The following is a 21,018-nucleotide window of genomic DNA, read 5'->3' as shown; positions in this document are numbered from 1 at the left end:
GTGCTAGATATTTAGCAACTTAGGCTGACACAGAATTCTGAACGCCCTCTTTTTCGTATTTTCAGCCACACTTATATCACTTAAGCTAACCGATTAACGATCCGCTATTGTGAAATATATTCTTTATTCTCTTTTTTTAATTTGTTCTGTATATGTTCAAGCAAAGGAGCCCATCCTTGTTGTTACAGAGTTAGCACCGCCAAATCAGGTGTTGATTAATGGTGAGGTAGCAGGTGAAGGTACTCAATTTATCAGAGATATATTTGCTGAGGCTGATCTAACGCCGAATATTCAAATGTACCCTTGGGCACGTGCTTATAAAATTGCAGTTGAACTTAAAAACACCTTTATATACAGCCTTGCACGTACTGTAGAGCGAGAAGATAAATTTTATTGGATTGGGCCTGTTGGACGTTTCGAACTGGGCTTTATTGGTCTATCAGAGCGTGATGATCTTATTATAAACAATACTGAACAAGCAAAAGTGTATAAAATTGCTATGCAGCGCAATGACTTTTCAACACAAACCCTCGCAAAACTAGGCTTTGAAGTTGTTTTAACCTCTGATATTCAAAAGTCATACTCTTTACTACTAGCTAAAAAAGTAGATTTAATTGTAGACGATCCTTTATATATGCAGCAGATGAGTGACTATTTAAAGCTTGAACCAGGTCACTTAAAATTTGTTTATAAAATTAATGAGCTAACAATTGATGCTTATTTAGCTGCGAATAAAAAAACAGATATGCATTTAATAGAAGCACTGCAAGCTGCATTTTTAAAAATAAAGCAAATAAAAGGGCTCCCTTATGAAAGATAAATCATTGAAGGTAAGTATGCTTATGGGCGACAAAATCATCTTTCATTTTTAACTTTTTATATTCTTTGTTAAATCGCTTTATGACACACAACTACTTACTTATTAAATACGATGCAATTTAGCATGCGCACAAATAGGTAATTTTTGCAGCCTTACAGCACCTTTCCCACTTTATAGTCAAAGGTCCCAGCTAATGCATTACTGTAAATATGAGCCAAGAATTAGATCTATTTTCTTTTTAAAAAATTATAAGAAGAGAAATGGGCGGTATTAATCACAAGCTTAAACTCACTTGCATTAACACAATTGCTTAAAAGAATGGCTTAGAAGAATAGAAAAACAAATACTAGGAGGGGCTAATAACAGGCGTTGCTTGGTTTATGTCAAATTTCAGACACAAAAAAAGCGCCTTAAGCGCTTTTTTTCATTTTACTTAAAAAGTAAAATTATACAGCTGTGATGTTATCAGCTTGTGGACCTTTTTGACCTTGTGAAAGAGTGAACTCTACACGTTGGCCTTCAGCTAAAGTTTTGAAACCTTCGCTTTTGATTGCTGAGAAATGTGCGAAAACGTCTGGGCCATTTTCTTGCTCGATGAAACCAAAACCTTTAGACTCGTTGAACCACTTAACTGTACCTGATACGATGTTAGACATTGTAATATCCTGATATAAAATAAAAATATGCTCATAAGAGCGGGTGTAGCAAAAAATGAGATGGTACTTTAAAAACTTCAGGACGGTACTACAAGTATTACTTATACAACATCGAAATGGAGATTTATAGCTTACATGCTTTCTTTCTAGCTGCTGCCCACTATATAGATTTTTTAAAATATGTCAAGTACCTATCTACAATCAGAATGATAAACAACCAAAACCGCTTTCATTGGTTATTAAAATTCAAATTCTAATGCGAGCCTAAAACTATGATTTTTTTCTGATTGGCTTATCTCAGTGATGAAACCCGCTTCCCATTTTAACTGCTTTTGTCCATCGAAACGCTGCAAACCTATAAACCCAGGCCCTATGCCTACAAAGTCTTCTCCTACGTACACCTCAATAGATGGCTGAAAAGCAGAACGGTAGCGATAGCGATATTGCGCTCTAAACTCGCTTTCCCATTCATTTTGTATATCCTGCCCCCACTCGTAAACCAAAAAAGCATTCATAGTTAAGCTTGTTTTGCCAAACTCTTTTTCGATCACAAAACCCGAAGTTGCTTCATACACATCTTCATTATGTTTTTTTTCAAGCTCAAATAATGCCCCCCAATCAGCCCATAATTTACCTTGCTCAATTAATTGCCAGCGTAGTTCAAGCTCATAAGCTTCTAAACCAAAGTCGCCGTTGTCATCTCGCTCACCAACTAAATAGCCTTCTAGTGCCATTGTATCGTTAATAGCACCGCCACCACCCAAACGCTGCGCTAGTATGTTGCCACTATCTGTTTGGTGCGACACTAACCGCCATTCAAACTCTCGCTCAAAAGGTAAAACATAGGGGTGATATACCTTATCAACAACAATTCCATCGGCCTTTGCTGGGGTTGAAAGTACCAACAAACAAAAAACGGTAAAGCTAAGCGCTAAATATAGGTTGAGTGCTTTCATACACGTTCCTTAGAAATTGAAGCCGAAATAACATAACAAAGTGATAAAAATATCACGCTACTTGTACTATATATAAGTACACTCATTAGATCCGGGGTAGCCTCGTAACCAACCAGGGCGCGCAGTACGCGCCCGAGTTCAGAGTTTTCGCTTAAAACATCGCGTAAATCCCACACGGTTGCGGTGTTGGTAATTAAGTCTATTTGGCTTGCCAAATCCAGTGCAACTAATAACTTAGCCGCGCTGTTAAAAGCAAGCAAAGTAAAAAGCGGATACATACCAAAGCGGTGCTTAATTGCATTCATTAAAAAGTACAGCAATACGCTAAAACTTAAACAAATTCCAACACCTAATAAAGTGCCAATAAATAAGCTTTGCCCTGCATCATTACTTTGCCAAAAACTGGTGAGGTAAATAATATAGTGGCTTAAATACAATGTTATTGTGCTTATAACAGCAATATAAAAAGCCGCTGATTTTTGTTTTATTGCAAATACTAATACGGCTATAAATATAGTAATACATAGCCCTATTTGTGAGTACTCTAGCCCTTGGTGTTCAAACCACTGGCTCACCCACGACGCACTTTGCATGTACAAAAACGACATGAGCGCGCCAATTAATAAAGCAGATCCTATTTTTAAAGCGCTTTGTTTTTTAACTACTTGTAGTAGCACTAATAAAATAGCCACAGGTAGCAATTGATTAAGGCTCATGACTAAACTAGTTATTAGCATGCTTCGCCTCCTCATCACCAACTATTACAACGCCCCTTGCTGTATTGGGCGAAAACTCACCAAAAAATTCGTAATACCCTTTACTAAGCGGCCCTATATAAATAATGCTTTTACGGTTTGGGTAGAGTACTTTTTCTCTGTTTAGATCAAAGCTATCAAACTCTTCTGGTGTGCTATCTTGGTTTTCTATCAATAGTTTTACTTTTTTATTTGCGGGAATGGTAATTTGTGAGGGGTAGAACAAGTGATCTTTCAAAACAATAAGGTACTCTTTACTCGCCGCGTTAAACGACAAAAATAGCAAACAACAAAGGCACCGATTAAATAAACGTTTAGTCACTTTTTACTCCTGTAAAAGTAACCTTAACGGTTAGTCCGCCTAAAGGGCTATTCGCTAAATGAATACTTGCGCCATAAATAGCAATTATATGTTGCACAATCGCCATACCTAAACCAGCACCTTGCTCGCCTGATGGATGCAGATCACCTCCTACTCGATAAAAACGATTGAATATTCGCTCTTTTTGTTCTTCAGTCATACCCGCACCAGAATCATCAATTTGCCAACTAAAGCCGTTATTACTTGATGCTAATTTAATTATAATCTGACCATTATCAGGTGTGTATTTTATGGCATTGCTAAGTAAATTAGCGATAAGTGTGGTTAATGTAAACTCATCACCATTAATTACAAAATCATCGCCTTCAAGACTAATGGTTTGGTTTTTTTCATCTATTTTGTCGTATTGCTCCGATACGACTTGCTGAGTAATCGTTAGCAATGATTGTTCACTAAATTGCCTCTGCCATTGTTCAGGCTGAGTGCGCCCTAAAATTAGCATTTGTTCAACAATATTACTTAAGCGATTAATGCCCTGCGACATAGCTTGTAATTCTTGATGGTCTTGCAGATTACTTTGTTTATTAGCCAAATTATGTACATTAATTTTTAAACTACTAAGTGGGGTACGTAATTCGTGAGCTGCATCTGAGGCAAAAAAGCGCTCCCGTAAGTAGGCAGTTTCTACGCGTTTAAATAAGTCGTTTAAACGATTAATAACCGGTTTAATTTCCTCGTCGGTTACTTGCCAGTTAATTGGCGTAAAGTCGTTCGCTTGGCGAGACGCTAACTGCTTAGATAATCGAGTAAGAGGGGCTAATGCGTATTTAACAAAAAAGCTAATAAAAATAGCAAGCAGAGGGACTGCCCATAGCATAGGTAACATTGCAGATAAAATAACGGCTTCAGCTAATTCAAAACGCTTTGCCATAGGTTCAGCAACGATGACTTTACGGGTGTTTTTACTCATCACAAATACCCGCATACGCTGCCCTGCTAGATTGGCCGTTTGAAAGCCCTCGCTAAAACTAATTTGGTTATTCGTTAAACTCGATGAGCCACTAAGTAAATTATTATTTTGCCAAATTTGATACAACAACTGAGCGCTATTATTATTTACTTGTACTGCATCTGTGCTTAGTGCCAATGGTTGCTCAATTAAAACGCCAGCCACTATTTTAAGTTCATCATCAAGCAAACTTTCGCCGTGGTGCATACTTTTTTGATAGCCTTTTACTAATGCTAAAAAGCAAGTTAGCACCATCATTGAAAGTAAAATTAAGGTCAGACGTTTACGAATAGACATTTTCAACCTCGAAAAACAAATACACTCTAACGCTTACCAACCACGTAGCCAATGCCACGTAAGGTTTTAATAAAATCACTAGGGAATTTTTTACGAAGATGATGAATATGCACCTCTATGGCATTAGAGCCAACTTCTTCACCCCATTGGTAAAGTTTGTTTTCGAGTTGTTGTTTTGATTGTACCCTTCCCTGATTTTCCATCAGCGCTTTTAAAAGCATGTATTCTCTTCGCGGTAGCGTAAGTGACTGCCCACTTAGTTTAACTGTATGAGCAGAGGTATCCATTACTACATCACCACAGCGCAATAAGCTTGACTGAGTTTGGTTAATGCGCCGGCTTGCTACACGTAATCGAGCAAATAACTCAGCAGGGTCAAACGGCTTTGCAAGGTAATCATCTGCCCCCATATCGAGCCCTTGGACTTTGTCGTCAATACTGCCGCGAGCAGTTAAAATAACCACAGGAATAACTTTTTTTTGCGCTTTAATATGCTTTAAAACTTGCGAGCCGTCGCCATCAGGCAATCCTAAATCGAGAATAACAAGCTCAATCTCACCACTAGAAAGGCACTCTAAGGCGTGCTTTACTGTGCCACTGTGCTCTACGCTGTAGCCCTCTTGGCGCAAAGAGCGAATAAGCCCTTGCGCCACTAAATGATCGTCCTCAACGAGTAATAAATGCATTATGTGTTTATCTTTTTAATTTTTTATCTACTTTTGCCAATAGCTGACTTATTGCTTGTTGACGATATTTATCTGCTTTTGCCCGAGTATCACGAATCCCAGCAGCTTGTGCTACAAGTAGTCGTGCTTTAGCTTGTTTATAATCGCCTTCGTCATACAAGTATTCACCGTATAAGTAATTAGTATCAATGCCTTCGAGATTAAAAGCGAGCGCTTGTTTAAATAATTTTTCAGCTTTGTCGTCATCACCAAAACCAATTGGCCAGCCAGGTACTTTGCTATAAAGCGTTGCAAGGCTTGCGTAAGCTGAGCCATTTAATGCAGTGCCATCAATCGAGAGTGCATTTTCGAGTGACGCTTTTGCTTCTTTTGCTAAACCAAGTGCGCCCAAGCCCCCTTTTGCGCCAGCAAAACTAGCTAACACAATGCCATTCCAAATATGTGTTTGCGCTGAGCTTGGATAGTTTTTAACAAATAATGCGCTTTGCTCACTTAGTTGCGTAAACGCGTCTATTTGCGCATCGTCTTCAAGTTCGTAATTAGCAATTGCCCACTTTTGTTGAATATCGGTTAAGTCTTGCGCTTCATCTGCGTGTACTGCAGTTGCAAATACAGAGGTTAGTATTAAATAAAATGTGAGTGTAAATTTATACATAATTTTGCCCTTGTGTGTTTGTTAACTTAAAAAACGTTTAATTTTAGGAAGTTGCTTTGCAATAGCGTTATCAACAACGCTTGGGAATACGCCATTTATGCGTGCAAATAATTTTTCAGGGAAACCAATAAAGCGCCTTGTTTGGTTTGAACTTATAAGTGCTAATAACTCTTGAGCAACTAATTCTGGCGAGTCCATTTTATTGCCGAGCTCTTTATTCATTGCCCGCGCTTTACTGCTATTAATAGATGTATCTGTTGCTCTTGGTGCTAAATAGGTCACTTTAATGCCTGAGCCGTTAAGCTCACGAGAGAGCGCTTCTGTAAAGCCACGTAAACCGAATTTACTGGCGCAATAAAGCGTTTGAAACGGGTAGCCAATACTGCCAAACGATGATCCCACGTTAACAATAGTGCCTTTGGTATACGCTAACTGCCCTAAAAATAGCTGGCATAATTTAATAGGCACCGACAAATTAGTAATGAGCATATTATCTATTTGCTCATTACTTGTGTGCTCAAGGCTTTGCATTGTATTTATACCTGCGTTATTAATAAGTAATTTAACGCCGCCGAGTTGCTTGGCTTTTATTGCTAGGTTAATACGTGCTGTATCGTCGGTTAAATCGCCCGTAAATATTTCACTGTCTGGGCATGCACGGCTCAGTTTTTCAAGGGCTTGGGTATTTCGCCCTACAAGCAGTAACTTCCACCCTTTTGCATATAGGGCTTTAGCAATCGCTTGCCCTATTCCGCCTGTTGCACCAGTGAGCACACACAAAGAACTACTCATACCAATTTGCCTTGTACACGTGCTTTAAAAAATGGTTCGTCATCGAGTCCACGAAATATATCGCCGTATAAACGATAAAAGCACTTTGCACCATGAAGTATGGCTTGCTGATCCGCCTCGTCTGTTATTTGGTTCATTAGGTTTTCAAAAAACTTTACATGCTCTATATCAAGCACGCCGTGAGAGGTTAAATAACTAAATGCTTTTTTAGGTAAGCCCACAGCATTTGCAATGTTTGAAGCCGCGCCATCAGCAAGCGCTATAGAAGTGCCTTCAAGCACATGCACCATGCCAAAAAAGCTCAACGGATTTTTACGTGCAATGGAGTCGTACGCATACGACACCATCATTTCGGTAGCAAATTGCGGCTGACTACACCGTACTGTTTCTTTGTCAAAACCACATGCTGCAATGTCATTAAGTACCCACTCTTGATGACCAATCTCTTCTTCAATATATTCTGCGACGGCTTCGCGCAGCCATTCTTGATCGTCGGTTAATCGCGCACCAACCGACATCATTAATGGCACGGTGTGCTTAACATGGTGATACGCTTGCGCTAAAAACGAGGCGTATTCTTCAAGTGATGCTTCGCCTTTAAAAACACGCTGAATAATAGGCGCTGCAAGCAGATAGTTTTGCTCTTGTTTAGTTTGCTCTTTAAGGATGTTAAAAAAATCACTCATTAATTACTTCTCCAAGTCGGTAAAATTGCTCAAACACAGCATGGTACTGCTTACTTATGGCATCTCGTTTTGGGCGATTATTTGTTGTTAATAATCTTTGTTGCACACTTAATGGGGCAGCTAAACGATGCCACTTTTGAATTCGTGCATAGTCGGGTAGTTGTTTATTAATTTCGTTAATGTACTGCGCTAACACTGGGTTACTTAGCTTTGTATCGGCGTAAATAATGGCACTGAGAAAAGGTCGCCCCTCACCAAACACAACGGCTTGTAAAATACCGCTTTGACTGAGTAATAGTGATTCAGGCCACTCGGCACTGATGTTACGACCCATGCTGGTAATAATTAGGTTTTTTAATCGGCCTTTAATAAATAAAGTATTTTGACGCTGCTCGACTAGATCGCCGGTTGCATACCACTGGTTTTTGTTGTGAGGTTGATGGTTTAAGTAACCTAAAAACAAATCGCCTTTTATAAAAAGCTGACCATTTTCAATTTTGGTTTGAATATGAGGTAACACAGAGCCTGCACTGTGAAGGTTATCGTTTGTGGGTGTATTTAAACTAACTACAGATGCCGCCTCAGACAGCCCATAGCCTTGGTATACCGGTAAATTTAAGCTACGCGCTTTGGTTAATAGCATTTCGCTGACAAGCGCACCACCTACGGCAATAAACTGTAACGAACTAGGCGGTTGCCACCCATCTTCTGCAAAAGTAACTAAGCATGCTAATAGTTCAGGCACTAAAATAAGCGTATTTGGCTTAACTTTATCAATAGCAGCTATAAGCTGTGCGGGCTGTTTTAATGCAGTACCAACAAAGCCTAATTCATTTAACGGCATTAAATGCACTGTACCGCCACTTTTTAAAGGGGCATACACACCGGCTATATTTTCAAGCAATACAGCAAGTGGTAATAAACACAAATGAACAGGCTTTTTAATGTTAATTTTATCGCACAGAGATTGCGCTACCTGCATTTGACTCTTTGCAGATAAACACACGCCCTTTGGTTGCCCGGTTGATCCTGATGTAAATGTTACTTTTTGAGTATCTGGAAAATAACTGCCGGGGTTAGCTACAACGATTTCGTAAATATATAATGTGTAACACTCAAATAAAGTAATTGATGCAGCCGGCTCCCCAAATAAAGGGTTTAGTGTGTCGCTCATAAATACATTAGCGCCACATTGAGCTAGTACATATTGAGTTTGTTGTTCACTAAAAAAGTGAGCAATTGGCACAGCCACTTTATTAGAAACTGCAGCAGCGGCATCAATAACAAGCCAAGCTGGCGTATTATCGAGCTTATAAGCGATACATTTGCCGTTAAAGCTATGTAGTATTTTTACTACTTTTTGTATTTGCTGGTTAAACTCATCACCGTTAATTTCAAGTGTTTGCTCTTTATTATGGGCAATAATTAATGGCGATATTGCATGGGTATTATAGTAATTCATACATTCACCAACGCATTTACCAAAGAATTGATATTTGAGTGATTTTGCTGCATCAAACTATAAAGCATTGGGGTATTTAATACTTGTTGGTGAGCTTGCTCTAAACTCACAACGCTTACGGTAGGCTGATTAGCGTAGTAACTTCCCCAACTTAGCGGATGCTCAACAACAAAACTGTTTGCCACAGCAATTTCAGTGCAGTTAACGCCTAATAAGCGCAGCAGTGCACGTACTTTTTTAGTGGCGCAAAATACTAAATGTTTTGCTCCTACACTTTGCAGGGCTTCATTAACAACAATAAAATGCCCAAGCGTTGCTTTGCGATGTGTAGAGCATAGATTGCCAAGCTCAAATACTTTATTACGCTGTGTGTTCTCAGGTAAAAAATGCTCAATGGGCTGTGCTAAGTATTGCTCTATAAATAGAGGAGCTGTTGCTTGCCTTAAACCCAATGTGCATTGCCCTTCGTTTGTCGTGTATTGGCAAAGTAATGGCATAAAAGAGGTAAGCGTGGCGTTGTAAGCGACTAAAAACCCTTCTTTAACTGTGTTTTCTAACGCACTTCTATGCTCATCATTAACGCGAGCACTAACAAAGCGTGAGTTATTTTGAATATAAACGGGTGATGAAGGTAGGTGTGCTAATTGCATAAACATCGCTCATATAAAGTGTATGTTTGTAACTTAGCGAGCGAAACTTAAAGAAAACTTAAGAAACCTTAATTTAAATAAAAAAGCGCCTTAATTATTAAATTAAGACGCTTCAGGATGAAAACTGTTTAAAAGCTTAATAAGCTAAGCTATTAAAAATTATAAGCTATCGACATTTTAAATTGCGTAGGCGCCCCCGGATAAACCCACAAAGCGTTGTAACTACTTTGAGCGTAGTCTTCATTAAAAATGTTATTAATGCTCACATTTAGCTCTGTTTTATCTGTTAAATTTAATTGACCAAACAGGCCGACCAATTGGTAACTTGGTAGTCTAAAGCTCAAATCTGCGGCATCACCTAGGCGGCTGCTGGTATATTGGTAACTTGCACCAAATTCAAGCTCTTTACCCATTAATGCTGTTTGATGGCTAAGTGTAAGGTTTAGATTGTTTTTTGGTACATTTACCAGTGGGCTGCCTTTTTCTATTGGCACGCCCCAATCGGCATTAATAATGTCGTTTGCTGTGGTGGCATCTATATAGGCGTACGATAAGTTAAATGCTGTTGCATCGGTAATATAGGTATTTAAATCAAGCTCAACCCCTTTGCTATCAGCTTTACCAATGGGAGCCGAAAAACCAACGTTTACAGGATCTGCCACTAACATATTACTTTTAGAAGCATCAAAAAATGCCACAGTACCGTTTACACCTAAGTATTCAAACTTAGCACCAACTTCAAACGAGTCGCTGTACTCAAAGCCAAACGGGTCGCCGTTTGCATCAGTACCGCTCAGTGGTAAAAAGCCTTCAGAGTAACTGCTGTAAAAGGTTATTGTATTATTTAGTTCGTACACTACGCCAACGCGTGGGCTTATTTGGCTCTCAGAACTGGTTGAAAACACACCGCTGTTGGTTTCTAAAATATCTTGGTCTACGCTATCAAATCTAAGACCAAGTAAAAGTTTAAACTTATCAGTGATATCTATTTGATCTTGAATGTAAATACCGTAAGCATTTTGCTCTTCATCATTTTCATAAAGTAGCGAAACAGCAGGACGTTCACCAGAATAATCAGGCTCAAAAATATCAATAGTATAAGTGCCATTACCGCCACGATAACGAGAAAGCGCCGTGCGCAAATCGTATTTATATGCATCAATACCTATTAATAAATGATGCGAAATGCCGGCTGTATCTAAACTTCCGCTTATCTCAAACTTTACACTTAAATCTTCTACTTCGTAGTCGCGATAGCGCTGCTGGCGGGTAAGTGTGCGGCCATCGTCAAATAACGATTGGCGTGACGGTGCAAGTTCTGCATCTGACGAAAACCCCGTTAAGCTAGAGTCTCGATAATTTGCACCTACAACAAGTGACCATTCCTCGTTAATATCGTGATTTAACGTAATTTGGTGGCCTCGAGAGTAAACCTGCGTATCTCCATCGTTTGGGTTACCTAAATAGCGCGAGCTTGGTAGGGTGTCAAAATCGTTATCGAGTACGACAACACCACGGTCGAATAGCTGAGCTAAATCTACGTATTCAAACTCATAAGTTACACTGGTCGATGCGTTTATTTGATGATATATAGACGGCGTAATCACCTTTTTATTGGTGTATACCTCATCGCGGTAGCTGTCACTATCTTGCCATGCGCCATTTATTCTAAACGCGGTGGTATCGTTAATGCCGTTTGTGTAATCGCCTTCAACACGGTTAAAGCTGTCGCTGCCTAGGCTTAATTTTAGCTCACCTTGGGGCTCAAACTGTGGCTTTTTAGTCACAATATTTACAGTACCGCCAGGCTCCGAGCGCCCATAAAGTGCTGAGCCTGGGCCTTTTAATACTTCTATATATTCAATGTTTGATACATCGCGCGGGCCGCTAAATCCACGCCCACCGCTAAAGCCATTAACTAAATAGCCCGATGGCATATTTTCGTTACCCGAAAGGCCACGAATAGAAAAGCTATCCCACAATGCACCGCTATTGTTTTTACGTGAAATACTAGCTGAAAAATCAAGCGCATCTTGTAGTTGAGTAATTCCTTTTTTATTAAGCTCAGCACTATTAATACTAACTATAGATTGTGGCATTTGCTTTTGAGGAATATCACCGCGATAAGCTTGTTTATAAGTGACAGATATTTTTTCGATTTCTTCTTTTTGATCTTGGGCAATACTGGGCGCACTAATTCCTAGGCAGGCTAAATAAATTAAAGAGTACTTCATGTGATTGATTAACTAAGCAAGTGTTATAGTATAACAAAATTGTAGCATGTGTTACTTTATAACAAAACTTCTTTTTAAAAAATCACTGAGCGATTAATTAATGCACTAGCGACTGCTGTGTCATCACGTTAGTATAGTGTTCTACTTAAGTTACATAACGATAATTACATGAGCATAAAAACAAACGCGTTAATTTACTTTTTAGCTTTTTGCAGCGGTTTTTGCATTATGGGGATTGAACTTTTAGGAGGGAGAATTCTCGCCCCTTTTTTTGGTAGTAGCGTACATATTTGGGGCAGTATAATTACAGTATTTATGCTTAGTTTATCTTTTGGGTATTTACTTGGCGGTAAACTCAGCACTAAAAATGCATCACTTACCAAATATGGTTTAATATTTTTAATAGCCAGCATTATGGTGGTGCCTATTACATTATTTTCGCAGCCAATAATGGAATTTATATTTACCCATATTGAAGATAGCCGCTACGGCTCACTCTTAGCGTCAACTGCTTTATTTTTTATACCTACCGTTATTTTAGGCATGATCTCGCCCTACTCTGTGCGCTTACTGGTAACCGATAGCGATAAAAGCGGCCAAGTCGCTGGGCGTTTATACTTTGTAAGTACGCTTGGCAGTGCACTGGGTACTATAATTACCTCGTTTTACTTTGTACTCGCGTTTGACGTAAATACTATTATTAGTGCCTTTGCTCTAACGCTTGGCTCACTGGGTTTAGTCGCGATTGTAATTAATACCTTGGCTAATAATAAGGAGCTTGCTCATGCTTAAATATTTACTACTGCCGTTAATTGCATTTTCCGGTTTTGCGTGCAGTAAAGTTATCCACGAAGAGCGCTCGCTTTATCGCAATATTATTGTTGAAGAAACGAGCGACTTACGTTGCCTTAAATTTAATACTAAAAGTAGCCAAACAAGCCAAAGCTGTATGTATAAAAACAATCCCGACAAACTTATTTTTAATTACACAAAATTGACTTTTGCGAGCCTTTTAGTAGCCGATAACCCTAAAAATGTACTTATTATAGGGCTAGGTGGCGGTACGCTTTCTAACGTTATTCATGAGCTATACCCCACTGCAAAAATTCATAATGTTGAAATAGATCCCGCAGTAACTAAAGTTGCACGCGATTACTTTAACTTTATAGAAAACGATTTAGTGACATCAAGCGTGCAAGATGGCCGTATTTTTATAAAACGTGCCGCTATTAAAAAGCAAAAGTATGATTGGATTATTTTGGATGCATTTAACGGCGACTATATCCCGGAGCATTTACTTACTAAAGAGTTTTTTGAAGAAGTACAAAGCGTACTAGCCGAAGGCGGTGTTATAGCTGCAAATACGTTTTCAAGTAGTAAACTTTATGAACATGAGTCGGCAACTTACCACGCTGTATTTGGCGACTTTATAAATGTAAGTCGCGAAAATCGTAGTAACCGTATTATTTTAGCGGGACTTAAATCAATGCCGAGCGAAGCGCAAATTAACACACGTGTAAATGCTCTCGCCCCTAAATTAGTAAAATACGGTATAGACATAAAAGCAATTAGCCAATTTATGCAATTTACTAAAAACGATCAAGATTGGCCCGCAGATACAAAAGTACTTACCGATCAATACTCCCCAGCTAATTTACTTAACTTTTAAACTCCTGCTAAACCTCACCATTTTTACAAGTGAGGTTTAGCAAATATTTTGCCACTTCCCGCACTTACACATATTTACTTAGCAAGCTAAGTAATGATAAAATAGTTAGCTTGCTAACTATGTTGGGATGGCTATGCCTACACACAAACCTTTTCACGAAACACTCGATTTAACTGTTATCGGTAATATGGGCCGAGTTCATCGCTTATGCCGCGAAGCGGTAACCATTGCGGTTGAGCCTTTAGGACTTACTCAATCGCGCTGGACTGCACTAATGCATATTAGTATGCGTGGTGAGGGACTAACACAACTTGAACTTGCTAATAGCTTAGGGATAGAAATGCCCTCACTGACTCGTACACTTAAGCAATTAGAGGAGCAATCGTTAATTGTTCGCCGTGTAGACAAACATGATAAGCGCAGTAAAAGACTCTATTTTACTGAGCAAAGTGATGCCATTTTACATTCATTGCAAGAGACTATTTCCGATATAAAAAATCAGTTATACAGCGGTTTATCTGTTGAGCAACTAGATGCGATTGCATTTGGTTTGATCAAAATGGAGCAAAACGCCCTTAAATGTATTCAAGTTAATAAGTAAGGCTAAAAATGACACCGGATCAAAAGTTTGCACGCTATGTAAGGTTTTCTCTCATAGGGTTTATCTTAGTATTTATTTACTATTTAGTGGCCGATATGGTTTTGCCTGTGACACCACAAGCACGTGTTTATCACCCTGTTGTGCAAATATCACCGCAAATTAGTGGCCGAGTCACTAGTGTGCAAGTTAGTAATAACCAATCAGTTAAAGCAGGCGATATATTATTTAGTATCGATGAAGGCCCATATAATTTAGCTAAAGAACAAGCTCAACTCGCCCTTGATGATGCCAAATTACAAAATAAACGCCTTGATACCAATGTTAAAGCGCTTGAGGCACAAATAAGTGCTGCAAACGCTAAACAGCATGAGCAAAAACTATTAAAAAGCAGAGGCGAAAAGCTCTATAAGCAAAAGTCTATATCGGAGCAAGAACTTGAAAGCATTCGTGCTAATTTTGAAGCGAGTAAAGCAAATGTTGCAGCCCTTGAAGCGCAGTTAGCTGAAGCGGTTTTAGCTAGAGGTGACTCAGGGAACAAAAACTTAGCCATGCGCCACGCTGCAAACCAGTTAGCGCAAGCTGAGCTAAATTTATCCTACACAAAAGTGCGCGCATTAAGTGACGGCGTAGTTGCTAACTTACAATTATTAAACGGCGCATACGCAGTTGCAGGCAGCCCGTTATTAGCTATTGTCGCTAAAAAGGCAGATTTAGTTGCCGACTTTAGAGAAAAGTCACTCTCAAATATGAAGCAAGGCACACAAGCGCGCGTAGTATTTGATAGCCGTCCAGGTGAAGTTTACGACGCAATACTTGAAACATTTGAAGCAGGCGTTAGCAGTGGTCAACTTAGTGCTAATGGTTTGCTAAGTACAACAGAAACCAGTAATCGCTGGGTGCGTGATGCACAGCGTCAACGCATTCACTTAAAGCTGATAAATCATCAAGACTTAATAGCAAACATGCCTAGTGGCTCACGTGCAACAGTACAATTATTACCAGAATCAACAATTGGGCAATGGTTTGGCTCTGCACAAATCAGGTTTATTAGCTGGTTACACTACATTTATTAATGGAGGCTTTATGACTCAAATTGTTAGCCAAGGCCCACAATTAGACTCCAATGGCCTTCGCCAAGCACTGCGCATTGCAGGTGGGTGTACCCTTGGCTTTACCATTAGTAAATTAATGAACTGGCCCAATGGTATATTTTTTACCGTTTATCCTATGTTGATATTGGGCATGGTACCTACGTTAAGTCGTGGGCTTATAAATCAATTTATAGCATCTGCTGCATTTAGCGCACTTATCGTGCTGATAATGCAGGGATTGTTTTCTCACTTGCCAGTCGTTATGGCATTGTTAGTGTTTGGTGTTTTCTGCTTTTTATTTCACCAAATGAGTAGCGGTAGTGCCTTTTTATTTGGCGCTTTAGGCGTGATCAGTCTTTCTATTCAGCTACATTTTTCCAGCTATGTTGATCAAGGAAGCAGTATTTATCCATTAATCTTAACTAATGGTTTGGCTATATTTTTAACCGTTATTATTGGAGCATTAATGCATGGCCTATTTCCTGATGTAACCGCAAGGCCCGGGCGAGTAATGCCAGCTAAAGCAAAAGAAAGTATTCGCCATGAGGTATTGTTATGCTCAACCGTGGCTACGCTCTCTTTTGTTGTTTTTCAGGTTCTTGATTTACAAGACTCAATATCTGCGCAGGCAGCTTCTGTGCTTATTTTATTTTCGTTGTGCTGGAAAGCCGCAGGTATGGCCGGTTGGCAGCGAGCAATTGGAACGCTTATAGGCTGTAATGCAGCGTTACTATCGCAACTATTTTTGTATAGTCACTCTGATTTTTTACTTTTTCCGATGGCTATTTTATGGATACTTTCGTTTGTTTTTGCGCGCTTTCATATTTTAGGCGGAGGCATACCTGGCATTGGTTTTGGTGTGTTGACTACATTTGGTATTTTGTTTGGAAATTCACTCGGGCCAGGCCAAGATCTTGTTTATAGTGCAATGTACCGGTTTAGTTCAGTATCTGTGGCTATAATATTAAGTCTGTGCGCCGTATATGTTATGCATCATATACTTAATCGGTTTAGTGTAACTCGCCATCATACTTTTGCTTAGGTAAATCTTGTTTTGTAAAGCTAAAGGCTGCAATTGCAGCCTTTTTTATAAGCTTAGTTAAACTATTTTAATGATATAAATAAACTATAATTTTGTTTTAAATATTCACCAACGGCTCTTTGTACACAATAAAGCTTTTAGTCTTTCCTGGTGATAATAAGCGTTAGCACACCCGCTATAATCCCCCAAAAAGCAGACCCCACTGAGAGTAATGTTAAGTTAGATGCAGTTACTAAAAAAGTGACTATTGCGGCCTCAGTATATTCAGTACTACTAAGGGCTTGCTGCAAACTATTAGCAATGGTGCCAAATAGCGCAATGCCCGCCAAAGCTAAAATAAGAGCCTGCGGTAAACTTGCCACCAAGCCAACTAATGTAGCTGCGCACAGCGCCATTAAAATATAAAATACGCCAGCCGCTATACTCGCCCAATAACGTTTATCATGATTTTTATCCGCCTCATCACTCATACAAATAGCTGCGGTAATAGCGGCTAAATTAATAGAGTAGGCTCCAAAAGGAGCGCTAAGCATATTTACAAAGCCAGTAACATTAAGAGATGCAGATATAGGCGCTTTATATTTATGTGCTTTTAAAACCGCAATACCCGGTAAATTTTGCGAAGTCATGGTAACTATATAAAGTGGTAAACCTATACTAATACATGCTTGCAAGTGAAAAGCGGGTTCAATATAAGCAAATTCGCTCATTTTCCAGTGCAGCGCGCTGGTATCAATATGGCCCATTTGCCAAGCGAGTAATACACCTATAATAAGCACGCTTAACATAGCAAAGCGGGCAAAAAAGCGTTTACCAATAAAGTACATAACGACCATTAAACCAATTACTAAAGGCATGTCGTTCATAAAATTAAACACATCGATACCAAAGGTAACAAGCACGCCGGCCAACATGGCGCATGCAAGCTCACTTGGAATTCGGTTCATTATTTTTTCAAACCAGCCCGTAACCCCCGACAAAAACACGAGCAATGCACTGAGCATAAACGCGCCAATAGCCTCATTTAAGTTATACCCTTGGGCACTTGAAATAAGTAATGCAGCTCCTGTGGTAGACCACGCAATTAAAACAGGTACTTTGTAATAGTACGATAAACCAATTGACGTTGTGCCCATCACTAAACCGAGCATTAAAATCCAACTAGCTACTAAATCGGGCGTACCACCAAGGGTTATCACTACCTGATAAATTAATGCAATAGAACTCGAAAAACCAATAATTACAGCCACAAGTCCTGCTGTAATTCGGTTAAGCAACTGATCAGACACCTTCATAAATTCCTCGTAATGCATTTATGCAGCACACAACATACGTGCCCAATAATTACATTGCAATTAGCGATTGGTTTACAAAAGGTGAAATAAATTCACTTTTTATTTTTCATTGTAATTAACGTTAAAAAGTCACTTTTAACCATTGTATTTAACTAAACAAACAAGTACCTGTAACTTCGCCAAAGCCCGCGTAAACACTACTAAAAACCAATACCAAAAAGAGCAAAAAACACACCAAAAATAAATATCCTTATATTTTATAAGGAATTATAAAATTAAGAAATAATTCTTTTCGGTTACATTTATTATCTTGATCTAATCCATTTAATAATATAAAACGTAACAAATAGTTAACCAAAAACACTAAAAGAGAAACAAATGAAGAGATCTGTCGTCTTACTAATTGCTATGCCATTATCGGCATTTGCAGTTTATGGGCTATTTTTTAATGCAGATGAAACGGGCGAACCTATCGCGCCTGTTGCTATTGATTTTGTTCCTATTGATTTACAAAAAACGCGCAATACGCATCCCCCTGCACCTATTGATATGAGTAAAGATCCAATTACCGTTAAACCCATTGTTGCCCCTGACAACAGCTTACCGTTTGAAGAATTTGATGCCGTAAATCGCCTATCAGACAAAGCAAAGCAAGTGCTTATAAACGCAAAAGTTTTACCTACCGACTTACATAACGAAGCCTACATTGAGTTTGATTTAAATTCTTTACAGGCGTTAGAGACTGGTGAAAACTTTGATTTAGCTATTCCGCAAACAGCCGAAACATTCACCGCAGAGGTGACTAATGTGGTTGAGTCTGAAAATGGCGATAAGAGCATATTTGGTAAAATAGTGGGTGTTGACGGTCGCATGCATAATACCGTTTTAACGGTAGGTAAAGATGCCGTATATGGCCAATTTACTGCCCCTTCTGGCAACTATGTATTCGAAAGTAAAGGTAAGTACGGATGGATTGCAGCAAAACGCGATTTATATAAAAGCCACATAGAGCATGAAGTAACCGCACCAAAGCCCAAATCAGATAAAAGCATCGATATATTTGCACCAAAAATTGATGGCTAACCAAAAAGTATAAAAAGCAATTAAAGCCGCACTATAAGGCAGCTTTAGTGTGTCTGCTTTTTATGATCTCAACCAAGTTAAAAACAGTTCCAACCACAACAAGAGTAAGGAAATACAATAATGAAAAAAGTAATCACAACAACCGCACTGGCTGCGGCATTATGTGCAGCAAGTGTTGCGCAAGCAGAAACAATCGATATCGGTATTTTATATACCGACCAATCAGCTGCTGCAACTAGTAATATTGACACTAAAATAAATCAACTAATTGCTTTTAGTAATCAAGTATATAGCCAAAATGGCGTTGATATAACACTACGCTTAGCTGGCAAACAAAACTTAGGTGACTACGCAGTAACGCCGTCTGAAGATTGGTTAGATTCGGTTACAAATAGCAGCTACGTAGATGGTTTACGCAGCGATTGGAAAGCCGACATGATTGCCGTATTAGGTACTGGTCAAAGTGCTGGCAATGGGCTTATTTCATGTGGTTTAGCATGGGTTGGCCAAGGCACTAATGGCAATCTATACAGCTCAATGAGCAGCCGTATGTACTCAATCACTGCAATTGATTGTGGTGCAACTACATTTGTACACGAACTTGGTCATAACCAAGGTTTAGCGCATTCACGCAAACAAGGTGACACATCTGGCGGTGTATATGTAGATGGCATGGGTCACGGCGTACAAAACGAGTTTGCAAGTATAATGGCTTACCCGCACGTTTACGGTAGCGCAACTCAGTACGATTACTTCTCTAACCCTAACTGGAGCGTAAACGGTATTGCATTTGGTATTACAAACCAAGCGTATGCAATTCGCACGGTTACTGCTACAAAAACAAGTATTGCTAACTTTAAATAAGCTGCCCAATAAAAAAGTGGGCTAAATAGCCCACTTTAAAGTTTTAACATGTTCTTCCCTGCAGAGCGCTTACGCGCTCTTATAGATTAAGCTAATGCACAACCACTTTTTGCTTAATTGCTGGCATTAATGTTTTACCATTGCCATCTACTTTATTTAACAATTTAAGCCCCATCACTTTTGCAAGTACTGGGTAAATATCAAGGTTACTCACTTCTTTAAGGCTTACACCTTGTTTAAATGCAGGGCCTACAGCAATAAATGATGCTGCCATATCCTCGGTATATGCATAACCGTGAGTCCCTAAATAGGTTGGTTTTTTACCATTGGTAAATACCGCTGGCGCTGTAGTTTGCACCACAATATCGCCTACGCGAGTGCCTTTATTGTAATGGTACGCTGCTAACTGCTCGTCAGTTAATACTGTATAGCGACCGTTTGACGCATCCCGTAAGCGTGCTTTGTAACCTTCAATATCAGCATTTTTAGCATCAGGCTGAGTATAAATAAGTAAACGTGGACCGGTGTTTTTAACTAAAAAGTTTTCATCTTGAGGCAGTGTGGTTACATCAATACTTTTATCTGGATCTATACTCGCCATACCATGATCCGAGACAATAACTAAGTTTACCTCTTGCTCTAATTTACTTAACCGGGTTTGTAATTGTCCCATTAATTCATCAAGTTGTTTAACTGCATCTCGCGTTTGTGGTGCGTCTGGTCCAAACTCATGACCCATGCTATCAACTAGCGAAAAGTAACTCGCAATAAAACGTGGGCGCTGTGCTTTTGGTAAACTTAACCACTGAATAATTTGATCAACACGGCTTTGGTAATCGCTGTATTTAGAATAGTGATAAAAGTAATCTGGTGTCATGCCGTTAAATAATGCATCTGACTCAGGCCAAAAATAAGTAGCCGATTTAAGTCCCTGCATTTTTGCTAAATTCCAAAGCGGAATCCCCTTCACCCAAGTGCTATCGCCCAATGCTTTGCCCATGCTGTAACAGTCGTTTTTACGCGCTTTATCACAAAAGCTATTATCAACAATGCCATGGTTTACCGGCAATAAGCCCGTAATAATAGAAATATGGTTAGGAAACGTTTTAGTTGGATAAACAGGTACTAGTTTTTGTGCGCGAACACCGCGCTCGGCCATTGCTTTTAAATTTGGCGCACCGTGTTTTTCAATATAATCCCAACGCAGGCCATCAATTGATACAAGCACCACAGTTTGCTCTTTTGCAGCAAACGCGCTGTTCATTCCTAACATTAGGCAAATTGATACTGCCTTTAAAATCCACTGTTTCATTATAAACACCTATAAATGCACAAAAAAAAAAAAAAAAATTATTTTAAAGCAAGTTGTTACTTTATGATACAAACTGATAGA

The 21,018-nt window shown here is 39.1% G+C and carries 22 protein-coding genes; 8 read left to right on the top strand and 14 right to left on the bottom strand.

Annotated elements, in window-relative coordinates:
• The first annotated feature begins 109 nt into the window (after positions 1 to 109).
• Positions 110 to 820, top strand: coding sequence for a transporter substrate-binding domain-containing protein (locus GQR53_RS22790; protein ID WP_165743980.1), 711 nt, complete (start codon positions 110 to 112; stop codon positions 818 to 820).
• A gap of 446 nt (positions 821 to 1,266) precedes the next feature.
• Here the strand turns inward: GQR53_RS22790 and GQR53_RS22785 are convergent, their stop codons facing one another.
• The 12 genes from GQR53_RS22785 to GQR53_RS22730 all read right to left on the bottom strand — a co-directional run bounded on the left by GQR53_RS22785 (position 1,267) and on the right by GQR53_RS22730 (position 11,980).
• Positions 1,267 to 1,476, bottom strand: a complete 210-nt coding sequence (locus tag GQR53_RS22785; RefSeq protein WP_002959120.1) for a cold-shock protein — start codon at positions 1,474 to 1,476, stop codon at positions 1,267 to 1,269.
• Positions 1,477 to 1,715: 239 nt separating this feature from the next.
• Entirely contained in the window at positions 1,716 to 2,432 is a 717-nt protein-coding gene (locus tag GQR53_RS22780) for a hypothetical protein (RefSeq protein WP_002959122.1), read from the bottom strand.
• Positions 2,429 to 3,169: a hypothetical protein gene (locus tag GQR53_RS22775; protein WP_024595838.1), complete on the bottom strand. Its 741-nt coding sequence runs from the start codon at positions 3,167 to 3,169 to the stop codon at positions 2,429 to 2,431. The genes GQR53_RS22780 and GQR53_RS22775 overlap by 4 nt, the downstream gene beginning before the upstream one ends.
• Complete coding sequence (locus GQR53_RS22770; RefSeq protein WP_165743981.1) at positions 3,156 to 3,509, bottom strand: cupredoxin domain-containing protein; 354 nt, start codon at positions 3,507 to 3,509, stop codon at positions 3,156 to 3,158. The genes GQR53_RS22775 and GQR53_RS22770 overlap by 14 nt, the downstream gene beginning before the upstream one ends.
• The gene (locus GQR53_RS22765; protein WP_165743982.1) at positions 3,502 to 4,815 is read right to left on the bottom strand and encodes an ATP-binding protein; all 1,314 of its coding nucleotides are present in this window, start codon (positions 4,813 to 4,815) and stop codon (positions 3,502 to 3,504) included. Before GQR53_RS22765 ends, GQR53_RS22770 begins: the two co-directional genes overlap by 8 nt.
• A 26-nt stretch (positions 4,816 to 4,841) precedes the next feature.
• A complete protein-coding gene (locus GQR53_RS22760; RefSeq protein WP_024595841.1) occupies positions 4,842 to 5,501 on the bottom strand; it encodes a response regulator transcription factor in 660 nt (219 codons plus the stop codon).
• Between the two features lie 7 nt (positions 5,502 to 5,508).
• Positions 5,509 to 6,156 carry a hypothetical protein gene (locus GQR53_RS22755; protein ID WP_002959134.1) on the bottom strand — a complete coding sequence of 216 codons (648 nt, stop codon included), beginning with the start codon at positions 6,154 to 6,156 and terminating at the stop codon, positions 5,509 to 5,511.
• Positions 6,157 to 6,177: 21 nt separating this feature from the next.
• Positions 6,178 to 6,948: an SDR family oxidoreductase gene (locus GQR53_RS22750; RefSeq protein WP_165743983.1), complete on the bottom strand. Its 771-nt coding sequence runs from the start codon at positions 6,946 to 6,948 to the stop codon at positions 6,178 to 6,180.
• On the bottom strand, positions 6,945 to 7,634 hold the full coding sequence (locus GQR53_RS22745) for an iron-containing redox enzyme family protein (protein WP_165743984.1): 690 nt from the start codon (positions 7,632 to 7,634) through the stop codon (positions 6,945 to 6,947). The genes GQR53_RS22750 and GQR53_RS22745 overlap by 4 nt, the downstream gene beginning before the upstream one ends.
• Positions 7,627 to 9,096, bottom strand: coding sequence for an AMP-binding protein (locus tag GQR53_RS22740; RefSeq protein ID WP_165743985.1), 1,470 nt, complete (start codon positions 9,094 to 9,096; stop codon positions 7,627 to 7,629). The genes GQR53_RS22745 and GQR53_RS22740 overlap by 8 nt, the downstream gene beginning before the upstream one ends.
• The gene (locus GQR53_RS22735; protein ID WP_165743986.1) at positions 9,093 to 9,746 is read right to left on the bottom strand and encodes a thermostable hemolysin; all 654 of its coding nucleotides are present in this window, start codon (positions 9,744 to 9,746) and stop codon (positions 9,093 to 9,095) included. The genes GQR53_RS22740 and GQR53_RS22735 overlap by 4 nt, the downstream gene beginning before the upstream one ends.
• A gap of 152 nt (positions 9,747 to 9,898) precedes the next feature.
• Entirely contained in the window at positions 9,899 to 11,980 is a 2,082-nt protein-coding gene (locus tag GQR53_RS22730) for a TonB-dependent siderophore receptor (protein ID WP_165743987.1), read from the bottom strand.
• A 168-nt stretch (positions 11,981 to 12,148) separates the two neighbouring features.
• Here GQR53_RS22730 and GQR53_RS22725 point away from each other — a divergent pair, with 168 nt between their 5' ends.
• The 5 genes from GQR53_RS22725 (at position 12,149) to GQR53_RS22705 (ending at position 16,383) form a co-directional block, all read left to right on the top strand.
• Positions 12,149 to 12,772, top strand: coding sequence for a fused MFS/spermidine synthase (locus tag GQR53_RS22725; RefSeq protein WP_039488814.1), 624 nt, complete (start codon positions 12,149 to 12,151; stop codon positions 12,770 to 12,772).
• Positions 12,765 to 13,649, top strand: coding sequence for a fused MFS/spermidine synthase (locus GQR53_RS22720; RefSeq protein WP_165743988.1), 885 nt, complete (start codon positions 12,765 to 12,767; stop codon positions 13,647 to 13,649). The genes GQR53_RS22725 and GQR53_RS22720 overlap by 8 nt, the downstream gene beginning before the upstream one ends.
• A gap of 133 nt (positions 13,650 to 13,782) precedes the next feature.
• The gene (locus GQR53_RS22715) at positions 13,783 to 14,250 is read left to right on the top strand and encodes a MarR family transcriptional regulator (protein WP_002959150.1); all 468 of its coding nucleotides are present in this window, start codon (positions 13,783 to 13,785) and stop codon (positions 14,248 to 14,250) included.
• Positions 14,251 to 14,258: 8 nt separating this feature from the next.
• A complete protein-coding gene (locus GQR53_RS22710) occupies positions 14,259 to 15,323 on the top strand; it encodes an HlyD family secretion protein (protein ID WP_002959152.1) in 1,065 nt (354 codons plus the stop codon).
• Between the two features lie 10 nt (positions 15,324 to 15,333).
• On the top strand, positions 15,334 to 16,383 hold the full coding sequence (locus tag GQR53_RS22705) for a DUF2955 domain-containing protein (RefSeq protein WP_165743989.1): 1,050 nt from the start codon (positions 15,334 to 15,336) through the stop codon (positions 16,381 to 16,383).
• A gap of 137 nt (positions 16,384 to 16,520) precedes the next feature.
• Here GQR53_RS22705 and GQR53_RS22700 read toward each other — a convergent pair whose 3' ends face one another.
• On the bottom strand, positions 16,521 to 17,678 hold the full coding sequence (locus tag GQR53_RS22700) for a benzoate/H(+) symporter BenE family transporter (RefSeq protein WP_002959155.1): 1,158 nt from the start codon (positions 17,676 to 17,678) through the stop codon (positions 16,521 to 16,523).
• A 378-nt stretch (positions 17,679 to 18,056) separates the two neighbouring features.
• On the opposite strand from GQR53_RS22700, the gene GQR53_RS22695 reads away from it, so the two are divergent.
• Both GQR53_RS22695 and GQR53_RS22690 read left to right on the top strand, forming a co-directional pair.
• Positions 18,057 to 18,761 carry a hypothetical protein gene (locus GQR53_RS22695; protein ID WP_165743990.1) on the top strand — a complete coding sequence of 235 codons (705 nt, stop codon included), beginning with the start codon at positions 18,057 to 18,059 and terminating at the stop codon, positions 18,759 to 18,761.
• Between the two features lie 120 nt (positions 18,762 to 18,881).
• Entirely contained in the window at positions 18,882 to 19,625 is a 744-nt protein-coding gene (locus GQR53_RS22690; RefSeq protein WP_002959157.1) for a zinc-dependent metalloprotease family protein, read from the top strand.
• A 91-nt stretch (positions 19,626 to 19,716) separates the two neighbouring features.
• Here GQR53_RS22690 and GQR53_RS22685 read toward each other — a convergent pair whose 3' ends face one another.
• The gene (locus GQR53_RS22685) at positions 19,717 to 20,937 is read right to left on the bottom strand and encodes an ectonucleotide pyrophosphatase/phosphodiesterase (RefSeq protein WP_165743991.1); all 1,221 of its coding nucleotides are present in this window, start codon (positions 20,935 to 20,937) and stop codon (positions 19,717 to 19,719) included.
• Between the last annotated feature and the right edge of the window lie 81 nt (positions 20,938 to 21,018).

Origin of the sequence: Pseudoalteromonas sp. Z9A6 (genome assembly GCF_011378805.1) — a bacterium.
Lineage (GTDB): Bacteria > Pseudomonadota > Gammaproteobacteria > Enterobacterales > Alteromonadaceae > Pseudoalteromonas > Pseudoalteromonas distincta.
The sequence above is the reverse complement of the archived record's forward strand: the minus strand, read 5'-3'. Positions and strand labels throughout refer to the sequence as shown.